Raw genomic sequence first — 17456 nt, 5'->3', positions numbered from 1 at the left:
TGGTGAATCGAATCTATATTTTTAGTTATAGAACACTCCCGTGGGAGTGTGTTTGTTCTCGACCGTACATCGAGAACCACATAGTGGACGCATAGCAGCTTATTCAAACTGAGTGTTATCAAATTATCGGCTTATTAGTACCGGTCAGCTCCAAGAGTCTTTAGTCCTCTCTTCCACATCCGGCCTATCAACGCAGTAGTCTAGCTGCGAGCCTCTCCCCCTAAGGGATGGAAATCTCATCTCGAAGCCGGCTTCCCGCTTAGATGCTTTCAGCGGTTATCCGTTCCGAACGTAGCTAATCAGCGGTGCTCCTGGCGGAACAACTGACACACCAGAGGTTCGTCCATCCCGGTCCTCTCGTACTAGGGATAGATCTTCTCAAATTTCCTGCGCGCGCAGCGGATAGGGACCGAACTGTCTCACGACGTTCTAAACCCAGCTCGCGTACCGCTTTAATGGGCGAACAGCCCAACCCTTGGGACCTACTCCAGCCCCAGGATGCGACGAGCCGACATCGAGGTGCCAAACCATGCCGTCGATATGGACTCTTGGGCAAGATCAGCCTGTTATCCCCGAGGTACCTTTTATCCGTTGAGCGACAGCGCTTCCACAAGCCACTGCCGGATCACTAGTCCCGACTTTCGTCCCTGCTCGACTTGTCAGTCTTACAGTCAAGCTCCCTTGTGCACTTACACTCGACACCTGATTGCCAACCAGGTTGAGGGAACCTTTGGGCGCCTCCGTTACTTTTTAGGAGGCAACCGCCCCAGTTAAACTACCCACCAGGCACTGTCCCTGAACCGGATCACGGTTCGAAGTTAGGTATCCAATATGACCAGAGTGGTATTTCAACGATGACTCCACCTGAACTAGCGTCCAAGCTTCACAGTCTCCCACCTATCCTACACAAGCCACACCGAACACCAATACCAAGCTGTAGTAAAGGTCACGGGGTCTTTCCGTCCTGCTGCGCGTAACGAGCATCTTTACTCGTAATGCAATTTCGCCGAGTTCGCGGTTGAGACAGCTGGGAAGTCGTTACGCCATTCGTGCAGGTCGGAACTTACCCGACAAGGAATTTCGCTACCTTAGGATGGTTATAGTTACCACCGCCGTTTACTGGGGCTTAAATTCTCAGCTTCGCCTTGCGGCTAACCGTTCCTCTTAACCTTCCAGCACCGGGCAGGCGTCAGTCCGTATACATCGTCTTGCGACTTGGCACGGACCTGTGTTTTTAGTAAACAGTCGCTTCCCACTGGTCTCTGCGGCCTTCGAACGCTCCAGGAGTAAATCCCTTCACGCCTCAGGCCCCCCTTCTCCCGAAGTTACGGGGGCATTTTGCCGAGTTCCTTAACCACGATTCTCTCGATCTCCTTAGTATTCTCTACCTGATCACCTGAGTCGGTTTGGGGTACGGGTGACTAAAACCTCGCGTCGATGCTTTTCTTGGCAGCATAGGATCACTGATTTCGTCCGTGAGGACTACCCATCGGGTCTCAGGCTTAATGAACGACGGATTTGCCTATCGTTCGCCCTACATCCTTAGACCGGGACAACCATCGCCCGGCTCAGCTACCTTCCTGCGTCACACCTGTTAATACGCTAACCGCACCAGCATAGGGTCGCACGCTAGGCCTCACGCTTCACCCCGAAGGGATCCATCTAGAGGATTCAGATGCTTAGCATTACTGGATTAGCTTGGACGGTTTTTCATCAGTACGGGAATATAAACCCGTTGTCCATCGACTACGCCTGTCGGCCTCGCCTTAGGTCCCGACTTACCCAGGGCGGATTAGCCTGGCCCTGGAAACCTTGATCTTTCGGAGGACGGGTTTCTCACCCGTCTTTCGCTACTCATGCCTGCATTCTCACTCGTGTAGCCTCCACGGCTGGTTTACACCGCCGCTTCGCTGGCCACACGACGCTCTCCTACCCATCAACACGGCTGAACCAACACCACAAGGGTGCGGCTTACCAAAAATATCAATGCCACAACTTCGGTGGCGTGCTTGAGCCCCGTTACATTGTCGGCGCGGAATCACTTGACCAGTGAGCTATTACGCACTCTTTCAAGGGTGGCTGCTTCTAAGCCAACCTCCTGGTTGTCTATGCAACTCCACATCCTTTCCCACTTAGCACGCGCTTTGGGACCTTAGATGGTGGTCTGGGTTGTTTCCCTCTCGACGATGAAGCTTATCCCCCACCGTCTCACTGCTGCGCTCTCACTTACCGGCATTCGGAGTTTGGCTAACGTCAGTAACCTTTTAGGGCCCATCGGCTATCCAGTAGCTCTACCTCCGGCAAGAAACACGCAACGCTGCACCTAAATGCATTTCGGAGAGAACCAGCTATCACGAAGTTTGATTGGCCTTTCACCCCTATCCACAGCTCATCCCCTCCATTTTCAACTGAAGTGGGTTCGGTCCTCCACGACGTCTTACCGTCGCTTCAACCTGGCCATGGATAGATCACTTCGCTTCGGGTCTAGGACATGCGACTGAATCGCCCTATTCAGACTCGCTTTCGCTACGCATTCCCCTCTCGGGTTAAGCTCGCCACATATCACTAACTCGCAGGCTCATTCTTCAAAAGGCACGCTGTCACACCAACAAAGGGTGCTCCAACGGTTTGTAAGCAAACGGTTTCAGGTACTATTTCACTCCCCTCCCGGGGTACTTTTCACCTTTCCCTCACGGTACTTGTTCACTATCGGTCATGTAGGAGTATTTAGGCTTATCAGGTGGTCCTGACAGATTCACACGGGATTTCTCGGGCCCCGTGCTACTTGGGATACTCTTCGCGCCATCGCTGCATTTCGACTACGGGGTTCGCACCCTCTATGACCAGGCTTTCAATCCTGTTCGTCTATACAACTTTGTAACGCTCACTGTTCGGCAGAATCAGCAGAAAAGTCCCGCAACCCCGACCATGCAACGCCTGCCGGCTATCACACATGATCGGTTTAGCCTCATCCGGGTTCGCTCGCCACTACTAACGGAATCACTATTGTTTTCTCTTCCTGTGGGTACTGAGATGTTTCACTTCCCCACGTTCCCTCTACCCGCCCTATATATTCAGGCGGGAGTCACCAGGTCACCTTGCGGGCCTGGCGGGGTTTCCCCATTCGGACATCCTCGGATCACAGTTCGTTTATCAACTCCCCGAGGCTTATCGCAGATTACTACGTCCTTCTTCGGCTCTACATGCCAAGGCATTCACCGTTTGCTCTTGAAAATTTGAAATCACATGAGTTTGAATCGATTAAGTGCCGCGAATAAATTCGCGACCGAAATTGACCAATGATCACACACTCGTAAGTGTGTTGATCTTTGTAATTTGACCCCGAAGGGTTCAAATTTAAGATGCTCGCGTCCACTGTGTAGTTCTCAAAGTACGGGCGGTACCCCTCCAAGCCAGCGACCCCTAGAGGTACGACTGCTGACAAGAAAAGGTCCAGAGGAAAAGTCCAACCAGGTTGCCCTGATCGTTCCGGTCCCTCAGGACCCAACAGCGTGCATATGCGTTTCATGCCGGCGCAAACTTTTCCAACCCCCGAGGGAGCGTACTTGGTTCACACCATTACTCTGCGCATCAATGTCAATGTTCCACCCATGAGCGCCATCGAAGAACATTCGTCTTCGTATGACTTGGCACCTTGAATCTCCCTGTATACAGAGGAGAGGTGCTGTGCTCCTTAGAAAGGAGGTGATCCAGCCGCACCTTCCGGTACGGCTACCTTGTTACGACTTAGTCCTAATCACCGATCCCACCTTCGACAGCTCCATCCCTTGCGGGTTTGGCCACTGGCTTCGGGTGTTACCGACTTTCATGACTTGACGGGCGGTGTGTACAAGGCCCGGGAACGTATTCACCGCAGCGTTGCTGATCTGCGATTACTAGCGACTCCGACTTCATGAGGTCGAGTTGCAGACCTCAATCCGAACTGAGACCGGCTTTTTGGGATTCGCTCCACCTTGCGGTATTGCAGCCCTTTGTACCGGCCATTGTAGCATGCGTGAAGCCCAAGACATAAGGGGCATGATGATTTGACGTCATCCCCACCTTCCTCCGAGTTGACCCCGGCAGTATCCCATGAGTTCCCACCATTACGTGCTGGCAACATAGGACGAGGGTTGCGCTCGTTGCGGGACTTAACCCAACATCTCACGACACGAGCTGACGACAACCATGCACCACCTGTATAGAGACCTTGCGGGGCGACTGTTTCCAGCCGTTTCCTCTATATGTCAAGCCTTGGTAAGGTTCTTCGCGTTGCATCGAATTAATCCGCATGCTCCGCCGCTTGTGCGGGCCCCCGTCAATTCCTTTGAGTTTTAGCCTTGCGGCCGTACTCCCCAGGCGGGGAACTTAATGCGTTAGCTGCGACACGGAGACCGTGGAATGGTCCCCACATCTAGTTCCCAACGTTTACGGCATGGACTACCAGGGTATCTAATCCTGTTCGCTCCCCATGCTTTCGCTCCTCAGCGTCAGTTACGGCCCAGAGATCTGCCTTCGCCATTGGTGTTCCTCCTGATATCTGCGCATTCCACCGCTACACCAGGAATTCCAATCTCCCCTACCGCACTCTAGTCTGCCCGTACCCACTGCAGGCCCGAGGTTGAGCCTCGGGTTTTCACAGCAGACGCGACAAACCGCCTACGAGCTCTTTACGCCCAATAATTCCGGACAACGCTTGCACCCTACGTATTACCGCGGCTGCTGGCACGTAGTTAGCCGGTGCTTTTTCTGCAGGTACCGTCACTTTCGCTTCTTCCCTACTAAAAGAGGTTTACAACCCGAAGGCCGTCGTCCCTCACGCGGCGTTGCTGCATCAGGCTTGCGCCCATTGTGCAATATTCCCCACTGCTGCCTCCCGTAGGAGTCTGGGCCGTGTCTCAGTCCCAGTGTGGCCGGTCACCCTCTCAGGCCGGCTACCCGTCGTCGCCTTGGTGAGCCATTACCTCACCAACTAGCTGATAGGCCGCGAGTCCATCCCAGACCGAAATTCTTTCCAACTCCTAGCCATGCGGCTGAAGCTCATATCCGGTATTAGACACCGTTTCCAGTGCTTATCCCAGAGTCTGGGGCAGGTTACTCACGTGTTACTCACCCGTTCGCCACTGATCCAAGGAGCAAGCTCCTCTTCACCGTTCGACTTGCATGTGTTAAGCACGCCGCCAGCGTTCGTCCTGAGCCAGGATCAAACTCTCCGTAAATGTTTAATAGCCTCACCGAGCAAGCTCAGTGGGCACATCTAGTGCAGACAGCCGCCGGAATAGGCGAACAATCTGCAAGTTTGAAACTGACAGAACAAATCATTACTGACTTGCTTTGTTGTTTAAATGTTTTCCAAAGGAATCTCTTAGCTCTTCACCGCTAGAAACGGATCCAAACCACGAGGTTTTTGGCATTTGACATTGTGCACGCTGTTGAGTTCTCAAGGATCGGACGCACCCGACTTCAGGCCATTTTGACTGGCTTTCGCTCCGGGGCAACTTGACTACCTTAGCCTTCGTTCCATTCCGTGTCAAATCGAGTGAGCGGCGTGTTTTCGGCAAACTGGTGCCTGAAAACGCTCCGTTCGGTCGACCCGAGAGGATCTGAAAGAAGAGCTGAATCCTGGCCAAAACGAAGAGCCACATCGAGAACGACGTGGGTTGTTTTGACTGGGAGTTGGTCCCGCTTGAGGCCGGAAGCTCTGCGGCTTTTCCGAACCTGTGGGGTGACGAGAGATGACATTACGGGGATTCTGAGGGGGTCGCAAATTGCCCCCGCAACCCGGGCGTGTCGGCCCTAACGGGAGCCGTTCGGCGCGTCCTGGCCGGCATCCTCGATCGACACGATCCGGTGCCGAATCAGCTGCCATCCCTGCGGAGGGGAGGTGAGACGAGCGTGCCGGTCGCACAGGTCATAGGTGTGCGGTTCATGGGTGCCGGCAAGCGGACCGAGGACTGCCATCGAGTCCACATAGGAGAAGGTCAAGGTGGCAACGGCTTCGTCGTTGCAGGAGATTCGTGAACAGGCTCTGGCAGACATGGTGATTCAGGATACCTCCGAAGCCGCAGAAGTAGACTGGGGGCATGTCTCGTTCACGCCGCACAACAGTGCAGACTCCGACGCTGCGGGGCCGCGGACGGGACCGGCACGGTCGAGGCGTGCGGAGCTCGGCCACTGGTCCGTTCCTGCCGCCGCTGCGCACCCGCATTGACACTTTCGACATGACGATCGCCTCCACTGTGGACTACCTGCGGATGGTGTGGCCTACGGAACTGTCCGACGTCGTCTTCGAGGTGGCCCCTGGGCCGGTTTCGGTGATTCCCGGCGTCGGGGTGGAGCGTTTCTCCGTGGATGGACGGGAACGCCGGATCACTTTCTACCGGTTGCCGATCCAGCGACTGAGCCGGTTGCACCGCAACGACGAGTTCCACCAGCGCATGGTGATCGAGAGTTGTGTCTTCAGGGCCGTCGCGGAGTTGCTGGGCAAGGACCCCTGGGACCTGGCACCGGACCGCTTCCGCCACTTCTAGGCTCGCCCGGCACGCGACTTTACGATCCGACCAAACCTTTTCTGGCCTGGGGCCGAACCACCTGCATACCAAGCAACACCCCGCAGGACTCCCCCACAGCAAAGGACAACATCATGCGCAGCTTCACCAAGACCGCACTCGGACTCACCACCGCCGGCCTGCTCATCACCGGCCTCGCCGCCTGCTCCACCCCCGCAGCCGAGACCTCGACGTCGTCGTCCAGCTCCTCCAGCTCCGCCGAGGCCACCCCCACCCCGGTCGCCTCCATCCCCAGCCTCACCGGCGTCGACACCGCCGTCCTCCTCGACGCCGACTTCGCCGCCGCCCTCACCAGCCTGGGCCTGACCCCCGGCACCGTCGGCACCGCCACCCTCGAAGAAGGCAGCCTGCACTTCCCGATCACCGGCGGCAACGTGGACTACTACGACCCGGCCGAGGACTACCGCCCCTACGTCCAGGGCAACATCGAGCACGAAGGCTCCGGCTTCTCCCTCACCGCCGGCGACACCGTCGTCGAACTGACCAACTTCACCATCGACCCCGGCACCTCCGAACTCTTCGGCGACGTCACCGCCAACGGCGAATCCGCCGCCACCCAGGTCAAGCTCTTCGACCTCTACGGCGGAACCCTCAAGCCCCTCCAGATGGACGGCGACAACGCCATCCTCACCGGCACCACCGTGCACATCTCCGCCGACGCCGCCGGCCTGCTCAACACCACCTTCAAGACCGACGCCATCGCCGACCAGCTCCTCGTCGGCATCGCCACCATCACCGTCAACACCAAGTAACACCCACAGCACATATCGAGAAACGGCCGAGTACACCTCGGCCGTTTTTCGTGTCCCGGGCACGATACGCACGCACGCCACAAGGTCTCGACAAGCTCGACCGACGAGTGGGCGCCACACGCAGCGAGCCCACGAGGTCTCGACACGCTCGACCGACGAGAGACCGCGGGCGGCGGTCGCCGGGGCGACCGGCTCCGGGTAGATTCCCCGGAAAGGTCGCCTACCCTTGAGAAGAGGGGTCGCGGTGGCCACCGGCCGACTTGACTGGGTATGAATGGGAGACCGATCACCATGACCACCCCCACCACCGCACCCGTTCGCCCTGCAACCGCCCGCTCAGCCCGCATCCCCGTTCGGCGCGGCTATCGGGATGCGCTGCTGGTCGGGGTGTTCGGCACCCTCGCGGCGCTGGCCTGGTCGTGGCAGCCGTCGCTCTGGTTCGACGAGGCCGCCACGGTCTCCGCCACCATGCGCAGCTGGACGGAACTCGGCCGGATGCTGCAGACCATCGACGCGGTGCACGGCCTGTACTACGCCGGGATGCACCTGTGGCTGGACGTCGTCGGGTATTCGCCGTTCACCCTGCGACTGCCCAGCGCGATCTGCGTGGGAGTCGCGGCCGCCCTGACGGTGCTGCTGGTGCGCTCCCGGGCATCCCGCCGCGCCGCGGTTCTGGCAGGCATTGTCTTCTGCCTGCTGCCCCGGGTCACCTGGATGGGCGCAGAGGGCCGGTCCTACGCGTTGACCGCAGTCCTCGCGCTCACCCTGACCCTGGTCTTCCTCGCCGCCTGGCGGCGCGGCCCGTCGTCCCGGCGCATCCGGTTGCTCTGGTGGAGCCTCTACGGTGTCACTGCCGTCATCGCCACCATCACGTTCATCTACCTCGCGTTCCTGGTCGCCGCCCACGGCGTGACCGCACTGTGGACGCTGTGGGCACGTCGGCGCAGCGGCCGGGCGGTGCGATCGTCGTTGCTCGGCTGGGCCCTGGCCGGCGGGTCGGCCGCCGTGCTGCTGATGCCGTTCGCGCTGAGCGTCGTGCGGCAGTCCGGCCAGGTGAGCTGGATCGCCCCCATCAGCTGGGGCAGCTGGCGGGGCGTGTTCGTCACCCAGTGGTTCTACCTCAACCCGCTGTTCGCGATCGTGGCCTGGGCGCTGCTGGTTGTGGGCGTGGTCACCCTCATCCTCACCAACCGGCCCGGCCGCACCCGCTCCCCCGTGCCGGCGACCGGCGAGCGCAACCCGTCGTTGCTGGCCATCGCACTGCCCTGGCTGGTCGTACCCACACTCGGGGTCATCGGCGTATCCGCGCTGGTGACGCCCCTGTATTCACCGCGCTACCTCACGTTCTGCGCCCCTGCCGTGGCGATTCTGATCGGAGTCGGGCTGAACGCCCTCCGCCGCCGGTGGCTGATCATCGTGGCGCTCGTCGCGCTCGTCGCTCTGGCTGTCCCGCAGTACGTGGCCCAACGGCAGCCGGAAGCCAAGCAGCACTCGTCGTGGAGCGAGGTCGCCGATCTGATCGCCCAGGAACGCGCCGCCCGCCCCGGCGAGACCGCCGCCATCATCTACGGGCCGGTGCGCCAGCATCCGTCGGCGACCACCCGCGTGATCGCGTACTCCTACCCGGATGCGTTCGACGGGCTGATCGATGTGAAGCTGAAGACCCCCGCCGCCCAGACCGGTGACCTGTGGGAAACCCGGTACCCGCTCACCGAGGTCACCGACCGGTTCGACGGGGTTGACGCGGTGTGGCTGGTCACGAGCGACAAACAGGACTGGCGGCCCAGCGTGACCGAGAAGCTCGGCGACCTCGGCTACACCCGTGTGCAGGAATGGGGCCTCACCGGGGTGAACGTGCTGCGCTACGAGCGCTGACCGATTCCGGGACCAGACCCGGCCCGGCTGAGGCTGCGGCGCCACCGCCCCAGCGCGCCCGGGCCGGCGCGGCGCACAGCCATCCACACGATGATCACCAGCGCGATCGCCAGGGAGACCCGGGTGACCGTGAGGGAGGGAACCAGCAGGCGCACGGTCAGGGCGAGCGGGATCGCCAGCCACTCCCACCGGCCGCTGAGCGCGATGAACGGCACCAGCAGCAGTGCGTACCAGGGGTAGCGGGGGCTGAGCACCAGCAGGGTGCCGCCGATCATCACGAGCTGGCCGAGCCACGGCGCATCCGGGTCGGTCTTCCAGATCGTGACCGCCGCAAGGCCTGCCAGCAGGATCGCGGCGACGACGATGGCGGAGCCTCCCGGCGCGATCAGCGACACCAGGGCGAACCGGGACCCGTCCTCGTAGCCCTCCTCGGTGAGGTAACCGGGCAGGTAGCCGAGTACCCCGATGCCCGTGCTGAGCACGTACGGCACGTACAGCACCGCGAAGGTCAGGACCGCGGCGGTGAGCACCTTCCAACCCTGCCGTTTCAGCATGGCTGGCGCGGCGATCGCCGGGATGAGCTTGACCCCGATGGCCACGCCGAGCAGGATCCCCCCGCGAACGTATTTCGCGCTGCTCACCCAGAACGCGGCGGCGAGAACGAAAGCCACCCCGAGCAGGTCGACGTGCGAGTTGGTGATTCCCTCCGTGGCGACCAGGGGGCACCATGCCCAGAGCGCCGCGTGCCGCTGGTCGAGGCCACGGCGGCGGAGGCCGACCAGCAGCATCCCGGTGATGCCGACGCACAGGACCAGCCCGGTCAGCTGCAACGGCCAATAGCCAGCGTCGGCGCCGACGACGGCCCGGACGGCTGCGAAGTAGATCTCCGCGGCGGGCGGATAGATGGTGGGAACGGTGGTGCGGTTCAGCGCTGAGCACAGCGGCGGCTCGGCGTCACGATCCACGGTCTCGATGCGCTCCCCCACGCATTCCTGCTCGTCGTCGCCGGCCACCGGGGCCGGGAACAACCAGTCCGGCCGCAACCCGTCGAGCCGTTCGTCCGCAGGCACGAACGCGTACGGCGAGATCCCGGCGTTCTGCACGATGCCGTCCCAGGCGTACCGGGCCGAGTCGGTGCTCGTGTTCGGTGGGCCGGCCATTGCGGCACCGCCGAGGACGACGGATCCAGCCAGCACGAGCACCACCACGGCCCGGCCCTCGACCTTCCGCAGCAGGATGACGGCGACGGCGAAGAGCACCCAGAGCGTCAGGGTTCCCAGCAGCAACGGAGCAGCGTCACGGTGCGGGCGGAACAGGTCGAACGCCACCACCAGGACCGCGGTCAGGGCGGTGCTGGCGGCCAGGAGAACCGAGACGACGATGGTGCGCACCCTGCCATCCTCCCCGAGTGGAGCCGGGCGCGCTGACCGGCGTGGTCCAGCGTCAGCGGACCGTAAGGTCTGCGGCCCCCGGCGGGGGCGGGTTGATGGTGAAATGGACTATGCGCCGATTGATGTACGAGGCCAGGGCCCAACTCGCCTCACCGGTGCGGAATCCGCGGATGGCCACCGTGATCGGCCGCCTGCTCGGCCTGGCCTTCCTGCTCTGTTTCGGCACCGGCCTGTACAGCCACTTCCTGCAACAGCCGCTGCCGTGGATGACTTTCCCCACCCGGCCGGCCGGGCTGTACCAGCTCACCCAGGGCACCCACATCGTGGCCGGGATCGCCTGCTTCCCCCTGCTCCTGGCCAAGCTCTACGTGGTCTTCCCGCAGCTCTTCCAGTACCCGCCGGTCACATCGTTCGCCGGATTCCTCGAACGGGCGTCGATCGCGCTGTTCGTGGGCGCCTCGCTCGTGGAGATCACGATCGGCCTGCTGAACACCTATCAGTGGTACCCGTTCCCATTCCCGTTCAAGCAGGTGCACTTCGCCCTCGCCTTCGTGATCATCGGCTCGCTGCTGGTGCACATCGGTGTCAAGTTGCCGCTGATCTCCGCACATTGGCGGGCCGACACCCCGGCCACCCGGGACGCCGGCCCCGCCGAGCGCACCGGCGACACCAGTGAGAGCGACGGCGAGGGACTCCCCCGCACCCGCGGGCTCACCGGCCGCGTGCTCGCCTACATCGATGCCACCCCGACCCTTCCGGCGCGCACGAGCCGCCGCGGGTTCCTCACCACGGTGGCGTTGGCTGTCGCGGCCGTCGTCGGGCTCACCGCCGGCCAGACCTTCGCACCGCTGGATGCCCTCAACGTGTTCGGGCCGCGCAAGAAAGGCGTCGGCCAGCAGGGCGTGCCTGTGAACCGCACCTCGGCCCAGGCCGACGTGGCGACAACGGCCATGGCGGCGGACTGGGTGCTCACGCTCGCGGTCGGCAGCGCCGAACGCTCCTTCAGCCACGCCGACCTGGTCGCCCTGCCGCAGACCGACGTCGACCTGCCCATCTCCTGCGTCGAGGGCTGGAGTCAGATGGCCTCCTGGCGGGGCGTGCGCCTGCGCGACCTCATCGGTGAGGCCGGCGGCTCCCCCGACTCCGACCTCAGGCTGATCAGCCTGGAGAAGCGCGGCGGTTTCAAGCAGACCGAGATGGGCCGCGAGTACGTGCAAGATCCGCTCACCCTCGTGGCCCTCGAGCTGAACGGCGAGACCCTCGACCTCGAGCACGGCTTCCCGGCGCGGATGATCGCGCCCGGCCGGCCCGGCGTCCTGCAAACCAAATGGCTCAGCCGGATCGAGGCGATCGACGCATGATGACCACAGAAACCGACCTGCCCGTGCCGTCAGGGCGGATGCGCGTGGCGCGGCTCCTCCTGGTCGCCGTGGGCGTGCTCGGCCTCGGCCTCGGCGCCTACGTGCTGCTGGACACCGTTGCCCTGCGGCGGCTACCGGGCGTGGCGCTGTGGATCGGACTGGCCATTGTGCTGCACGATGCGGTGCTCTCGCCGGTGGTGTTCGGCCTCGGCGTACTCACCCGCCGCGCGGGGCACCGGGTCGCCGGCAGCATCATCGTGACGGTGCAGGCCGTCATCGTGCTCGGCTCGCTGATGACGCTGATCGTGGTTCCGGCCATCGTGGCGCAGAACCTGGGCCCGAAGAACCCGACCATCCTGCCGCTGGATTATGCGCTGAACCTGGGCCTGTTCTGGCTCGCCCTCGCGGTGGTCGGGCTCATCGTCTGCGTCTGGATCTACCTGCGCACAAGGCGGGCGAACCAGCGTCCGTCGCTGATCCAGTCCTGAACCACCCGCAGGCCGGCCTCGGCGGCGCGGGCGCGGAGCGGCACGATGCCGATCTCGGCCCACGGGAACACGTCGCTGCGACGCCCGCTGGCGTCTTCGAGGGTTCCCTCGAACGCGTGCTCCCGACGGGCATCCGGGCTGACCTCGACGACCAGCGCCCCATCGAGGGAGAGCAGCTGGGCACACCGGGCCAGCAGCGCTCCGGGGTCACCGCCGATGCCGATATTGCCGTCCAGCAGGAGCGCCGTTCCCCAACCGCCTTCCAGCGGCATCGGAGCGAAGACGGACCGGTTGAACACCGCCAGGCCCGCCGCGGTGGCGATCTGCACGGCGGCCGGTGACACGTCCACGCCCGCGGCCGACAGGCCCAGGTCCATTGCCGCGCGGATCATCCGGCCGGGTCCGCAGCCGATGTCGAGCACCGGCCCGGTCGCATTCGTCAGCAGGTCCATGTCGGTGGCGTCGGCGTCGGCGCTCCACCGGCCGGTGTCCATCGGGGCGGAGGCCGGCGATTGCGCCGTGTTGTGCCGGAGGTAGAGCACGGTGGACTCGGTCTGCAGCGCCGCCGCGTACGGTTCGGTGCCGCCGGAGCCGAACGTGCGCGGGGCGTCGAGGTCCGGCCGGCCGGACAGGAGCGTCATCGTCCTGCTCCGCTGAGCAGGGGCGCACCGAAGCCGGCCAGGGTGGCCGCGAACCGGCCGTCGGGGGCGAGGGCGGCCACCTCGTGGGCGTCCTCGATGTGGTCGACGTCGGTGAGGGTCGGCAGCAGGCGCACCCGGAGGCCCGCGGCCCGCAACCTCTCGAGTTGCCGTTGCCCGGTATCGTCCCGCGACATGGGCACGCCACGGATGAGGTCGCCGTCGGGGTGGCGGAGCGCGAGCGCCCAGAAGCCGCCGTCGGCAGCGGGACCGAACCAGGCGTCCACGTCATCCGGCCACGCGGTGAAGATCGGGGCGAGCACGGCTGCAGAGACCTGCGGGGTGTCCATGCCGATCAGCACGGCCGGTTCGGTGCAGCCGTCGAAGATCGCGCCGAGGCGCTCGTCGAGTCCGCCGTGCACCTGCGGCACGATGTCGTAGCCGGCCGCGGCGGCCGGGGCCACCTGCCCGTCGAAGGCGAGCACCCGGCGGGTGGCGGGCAGCGTCGCCACTGCGGCGAGCGTGTCGTCGAGGCTCGCCGCGGCCAGCTGCGCGGCCTGCTCGAGGCTGAGCGGCGGGTGCAGCCGGGTCTTGACCTTGCCGGGCAGGCACTCCTTGGCGATGACGATCAGAGTCGTCATCGCCGGGCCTCCTTGAGGAGCCGTGACATGTCGCCGATCGCCGTGAGGGTGCCACGCACCGTGCCGGTCACCTTGCTGCGGCCCACGCGCGGCGCGTACGGGGTGTCGACCTCACGGATGCGCCAGCCTTGGGCTGCGGCCTTGAGGAAGACCTCCAACGGGTAGCCGCTGCGTCGGTCCTGGAGGTCGAGGGACAGGAGGTCTTCTCGCCGGGCGGCCCGCATCGGGCCCAAGTCGTAGATGTTCACACCTGTTATTCGGCGCAGTCGCCAAGAAAGAGTGGTATTTGCTATCCGGGCGTGCAACGGCCACGATCCGGCGGTCGTCGGCCGGCGCCGGCCGAGCACCAGATCGGCGTCGCCGGCGGCCACGGGATCCACCACCAACGAAAGGTCCCGGGGGTCCATCGACGCGTCGGCATCGCAGAAGGCCACGATCGGCGCGCTCGCGTGCAGCAATCCGGCGTGGGCGGCCGCGCCGAAACCGCGGCGGGCCTCGTGCACCACCGTGGCGCCGGCGGCCAGGGCGACCTCGGCCGACCCGTCGGTCGAGCCGTTGTCGACGACGATCGCGCGGTACCCCGCGGGTAGCCGGCCCAGCAGCCACGGCAGGGCTCCGGCCTCGTTCAAGCACGGCATAACGACATCAACCTGGAACTCACTCACCTCTCGACCCTAGGGCGCGGGCCGACCGCATCCGGCCCGCGAAACGTTACGGACTGCGGAAGGATGCCGACGGCGGCCGGAACGAATAGCCTTCAAGGGTGCATTCACCCCCCATCGCCGGGCCTCCCGACGCACCCCGCCGCATCCTGGTCATCGACGACGACCCCACGGTCGCCGAGATCGTCTGCCGCTACCTGATCGCTGCGGGTTTCAGCGTGGAACAGGCGCCCGACGGGCTCACCGGGCTGGCCCGAGCCGAAATGATGCGGCCGGACCTGGTCGTGCTCGACCGGATGCTGCCGGGGCTGGATGGCATCGAGGTGTGCGGCCGGCTGAAATCGACCCGGGCGGTGTCGGTGATCATGCTCACCGCGCTGAACGACGAGGACGACCGGATCGACGGCCTCGAAGCCGGCGCCGACGACTACCTCGCCAAACCGTTCTCCCCGCGGGAACTCGTGCTGCGGGTGCAGTCGGTGCTGCGCCGGAACGCGCCGGAGCCGGCATCCGGCGGCCCCACCGAGGTCGGTCCGTTCTCGCTGGACCTCGCCGCCCACGAGGTGCGGATGGACGGTGTCCCGCTCGTGCTCACGGCCAGGGAGTTCGACCTGCTGGCGTACCTGATCGGGCGGCCGCACCTGGCCCTGAGTCGGGAGGAGCTGCTCAAGTCGGTGTGGGGCTGGGACTTCGGCGACCTGTCGACGGTGACCGTGCACGTGCGGCGGCTGCGCGAGAAGATCGAGGCGGACCCGACCCGGCCGCGCCTGTTGAACACCGTCTGGGGAGTGGGCTACCGATTCGACCCCGAGCCCCTCGTCGCCTCCAGGGGTCAGCAGCACGACGCCGGGGAGGGCCGGTGAACGTCTCCGGGCTGGTCAGCGTCGTCGTGATCGCCCTGGCCAGCGCCATCATCGTCGGCGCCGTGGGTCTGATCACGCTGCGGCTGCTCGCCCGGTATTCGCTGGTGCTGCAGCTGCTGGTCGTCGCCCTCGCCACGATCGTCTCGGTGGTGAGCGGGATGGCCGCCGCCGCGTCGCTGATGTACGTGTCCGATCACGACCTGACGGTGTTTTACTTCGTGGCCGGGGTCGCGGGCGCCGTGTCCCTGCTCATGGCGGGCCTGCTCGGCCGCGCCCTGGTGAAGGACAGCCGGCACCTCACCCTCGCCGCGGTGAGCCTCGGCCGCGGCGAACCGGTGGCAGCGGCCGAACGGCACAGCAACACCGAGTTCGCCGCCCTCGCCGGCCAGCTCGCCGCCGCCGGGGAACGACTGCAGGAGCTGCGCGACCGTGAGGGCCGGATCGACGCCTCCCGGCGGGACCTGGTCGCCTGGATTTCGCACGACCTCCGCACCCCGCTGGCCGGCATCCGGGCCATGGCCGAGGCCCTCGAAGACGACATGGTCGAAGACCCCGCGCGGTACCACCGCCAGATCCGCGGCCAGGTGGACCGGTTGACGGCGATGGTCGACGACCTCTTCGAACTGTCCCGCATCCACTCCGGGACCCTGCGGCTGCGCTTGGCGGAGGTCGCCCTCTACGACCTGATCAGCGACACCGTCGCCGACCTTGGGCCGGTGGCGCGGGAGAAGGCGCTCGACCTGCGCTTCGAAGGCGCGATGGGCCTGACGATCCGGGCGGATCCGGGTGAGTTGTCCCGCGCCGTCGGCAACCTGGTGATGAACGCGATGCAGCAGTCGTCGCCGGGCAGCGCCATCGTCGTCGCCGTGACCGGGCACCCGGACGGCCGGGCGGTCATCTCGGTGCAGGACAGCGCCGGCGGCATCGACCCGGACGACCTCGGCCGGGTGTTCGAAGCCGGATGGCGCGGCAGCGAACCGCGCACCCCCGCCGTCGAACCGGCGGACAAGGGCCGCGCCGGCCTCGGCCTGGCGATCGTGGAGGGAATCATCGCCGCGCACGGCGGCGAGGTCACCGTGCAGAACGTCGCCGGCGGCTGCCGGTTCGACCTGCTGCTGCCGGCCTCCTAGCGCACCGCGCTCCGCAAGGGGGCAGAGGCGAATTCCAGCATGCCGGCCTCGAAGGTGATCGACGGCCGCCAGTGCAGTTCGGTGCGCAGCCGCTCGGATGACGCGGTGATGTGCCGGACATCGCCGAGCCGGTACTGGCCGGTGACGACGGGGGCGGGGCCGCCCGCGGCCCGGCTGAGCGCGTCGGCCATGTCGCCGATCGTGTGCACGGTGCCGCTGCCGACGTTGAAGGCCCGGAAGCCGCCGCCCGGCACGGCGGTCCATTCGATCGCGGCCAGGTTCGCTGACGCGATGTCGCGCACGTGCACGAAGTCGCGGCGCTGTCGGCCGTCCTCGAACACCTGCGGGGCCTCACCGCGCTGCAGGGCCGACCGGAACAGGGACGCGACCCCCGCGTACGGCGTGTTCTGCGGCATCCCGGGCCCGTAGACGTTGTGGTAGCGCAGGGCGGCCACCCGGCCCGCGCTGCCGCGGCTCCACGACGTGGCCAGGTACTCCTGGCCGAGTTTGCTGCTCGCATACACGTTGCGGGGGTCGAGCGGGTCGTCTTCGCCCACCAGCGCCGGATCGAGCGCCTCACCGGTCGCGTCGTCGACGGGGTCGAACCGGCCGGCGTCGAGGTCGGACACGCGCCGCGGGCCCGGCCGGGCGAATCCGGTGCGGCTGCGGTAGCTGCCTTCGCCGTAGACGACCATCGACGAGGCCAGGACCAATCGTTCGATTCCGGCGGCCTGCATGCCCGCCAGTAGCACGGCGGTGCCGACTTCGTTGCTGTGCACGTAGTCGGGGGCGTCGGAGAAGTCGACGCCGAGGCCGACCTTGGCCGCCTGGTGGCAGACGACGTCGATGCCGCGGAGGGAATGCGCGACGACGGCGGGATCGGTCACGTCGCCGACGACGAAGTCGACCCGGGGGTCCGGCGTCGGCAGGCCACCGTGCACGTCGCGGCGGAGGGAGTCGAGCACCCGCACCGTCCAGCCCCGGTCGAGCGCCGCGGACACGATCGCCCCGCCGATGAAACCGGCACCGCCGGTGACCAGCAGGTGGCCGGGCGACGCGGGGACTTCGGTCTCAGCCATGGCGGGC

General features: G+C 64.8%; 13 protein-coding genes and 2 rRNA genes. 7 read left to right on the top strand and 8 right to left on the bottom strand.

What is annotated here, in order from left to right:
- Positions 1 to 114 precede the first annotated feature (114 nt).
- The 3 genes from ACU5E9_RS17390 to ACU5E9_RS17380 form a co-directional block, all read right to left on the bottom strand.
- Positions 115 to 3242, bottom strand: a 23S ribosomal RNA gene (locus tag ACU5E9_RS17390).
- 456 nt (positions 3243 to 3698) lie between these two features.
- A 16S ribosomal RNA gene (locus ACU5E9_RS17385) occupies positions 3699 to 5219 on the bottom strand.
- The 16S and 23S rRNA genes sit together here, the layout of an rRNA operon.
- A gap of 577 nt (positions 5220 to 5796) precedes the next feature.
- On the bottom strand, positions 5797 to 6039 hold the full coding sequence (locus ACU5E9_RS17380; protein ID WP_456811145.1) for a DUF3499 family protein: 243 nt from the start codon (positions 6037 to 6039) through the stop codon (positions 5797 to 5799).
- 182 nt (positions 6040 to 6221) lie between these two features.
- On the opposite strand from ACU5E9_RS17380, the gene ACU5E9_RS17375 reads away from it, so the two are divergent.
- The 3 genes from ACU5E9_RS17375 (at position 6222) to ACU5E9_RS17365 (ending at position 9196) form a co-directional block, all read left to right on the top strand.
- Positions 6222 to 6530 (top strand): hypothetical protein, encoded by a 309-nt coding sequence (locus ACU5E9_RS17375; protein ID WP_456811144.1) that lies wholly within the window; start codon positions 6222 to 6224, stop codon positions 6528 to 6530.
- Positions 6531 to 6643: 113 nt separating this feature from the next.
- Positions 6644 to 7321, top strand: coding sequence for a hypothetical protein (locus ACU5E9_RS17370; RefSeq protein ID WP_456811143.1), 678 nt, complete (start codon positions 6644 to 6646; stop codon positions 7319 to 7321).
- A 291-nt stretch (positions 7322 to 7612) separates the two neighbouring features.
- On the top strand, positions 7613 to 9196 hold the full coding sequence (locus ACU5E9_RS17365) for a glycosyltransferase family 39 protein (RefSeq protein ID WP_456811142.1): 1584 nt from the start codon (positions 7613 to 7615) through the stop codon (positions 9194 to 9196).
- Here the strand turns inward: ACU5E9_RS17365 and ACU5E9_RS17360 are convergent.
- The gene (locus ACU5E9_RS17360) at positions 9184 to 10587 is read right to left on the bottom strand and encodes a glycosyltransferase 87 family protein (protein ID WP_456811141.1); all 1404 of its coding nucleotides are present in this window, start codon (positions 10585 to 10587) and stop codon (positions 9184 to 9186) included. The two genes, ACU5E9_RS17365 and ACU5E9_RS17360, sit on opposite strands and share 13 nt — an antisense overlap.
- Positions 10588 to 10697: 110 nt before the next feature.
- Here ACU5E9_RS17360 and ACU5E9_RS17355 point away from each other — a divergent pair, with 110 nt between their 5' ends.
- Positions 10698 to 11948: a molybdopterin-dependent oxidoreductase gene (locus tag ACU5E9_RS17355; protein WP_456811140.1), complete on the top strand. Its 1251-nt coding sequence runs from the start codon at positions 10698 to 10700 to the stop codon at positions 11946 to 11948.
- Positions 11945 to 12436 carry a hypothetical protein gene (locus ACU5E9_RS17350; RefSeq protein ID WP_456811139.1) on the top strand — a complete coding sequence of 164 codons (492 nt, stop codon included), beginning with the start codon at positions 11945 to 11947 and terminating at the stop codon, positions 12434 to 12436. Before ACU5E9_RS17355 ends, ACU5E9_RS17350 begins: the two co-directional genes overlap by 4 nt.
- Here ACU5E9_RS17350 and ACU5E9_RS17345 read toward each other — a convergent pair.
- The 3 genes from ACU5E9_RS17345 to ACU5E9_RS17335 are packed head-to-tail and all read right to left on the bottom strand — an operon-like array spanning position 12385 to position 14353.
- A complete protein-coding gene (locus ACU5E9_RS17345; RefSeq protein ID WP_456811138.1) occupies positions 12385 to 13077 on the bottom strand; it encodes a class I SAM-dependent methyltransferase in 693 nt (230 codons plus the stop codon). The two genes, ACU5E9_RS17350 and ACU5E9_RS17345, sit on opposite strands and share 52 nt — an antisense overlap.
- Complete coding sequence (locus ACU5E9_RS17340) at positions 13074 to 13715, bottom strand: TIGR04282 family arsenosugar biosynthesis glycosyltransferase (RefSeq protein ID WP_456811137.1); 642 nt, start codon at positions 13713 to 13715, stop codon at positions 13074 to 13076. Before ACU5E9_RS17340 ends, ACU5E9_RS17345 begins: the two co-directional genes overlap by 4 nt.
- Positions 13712 to 14353 (bottom strand): glycosyltransferase family 2 protein, encoded by a 642-nt coding sequence (locus ACU5E9_RS17335; protein WP_456813567.1) that lies wholly within the window; start codon positions 14351 to 14353, stop codon positions 13712 to 13714. Before ACU5E9_RS17335 ends, ACU5E9_RS17340 begins: the two co-directional genes overlap by 4 nt.
- A gap of 125 nt (positions 14354 to 14478) precedes the next feature.
- Between ACU5E9_RS17335 and ACU5E9_RS17330 the strand changes: the two genes are divergently transcribed.
- Positions 14479 to 15240, top strand: a complete 762-nt coding sequence (locus ACU5E9_RS17330) for a response regulator transcription factor (RefSeq protein ID WP_456811136.1) — start codon at positions 14479 to 14481, stop codon at positions 15238 to 15240.
- Positions 15237 to 16370, top strand: a complete 1134-nt coding sequence (locus ACU5E9_RS17325) for a sensor histidine kinase (RefSeq protein WP_456811135.1) — start codon at positions 15237 to 15239, stop codon at positions 16368 to 16370. Before ACU5E9_RS17330 ends, ACU5E9_RS17325 begins: the two co-directional genes overlap by 4 nt.
- Here the strand turns inward: ACU5E9_RS17325 and ACU5E9_RS17320 are convergent.
- Positions 16367 to 17449 (bottom strand): NAD-dependent epimerase/dehydratase family protein, encoded by a 1083-nt coding sequence (locus tag ACU5E9_RS17320; RefSeq protein ID WP_456811134.1) that lies wholly within the window; start codon positions 17447 to 17449, stop codon positions 16367 to 16369. The two genes, ACU5E9_RS17325 and ACU5E9_RS17320, sit on opposite strands and share 4 nt — an antisense overlap.
- Positions 17450 to 17456: the final 7 nt, after the last annotated feature.

The organism is Cryobacterium sp. AP23, from assembly GCF_054075385.1.
This window is presented reverse-complemented; position numbering and strand designations above follow the sequence as displayed.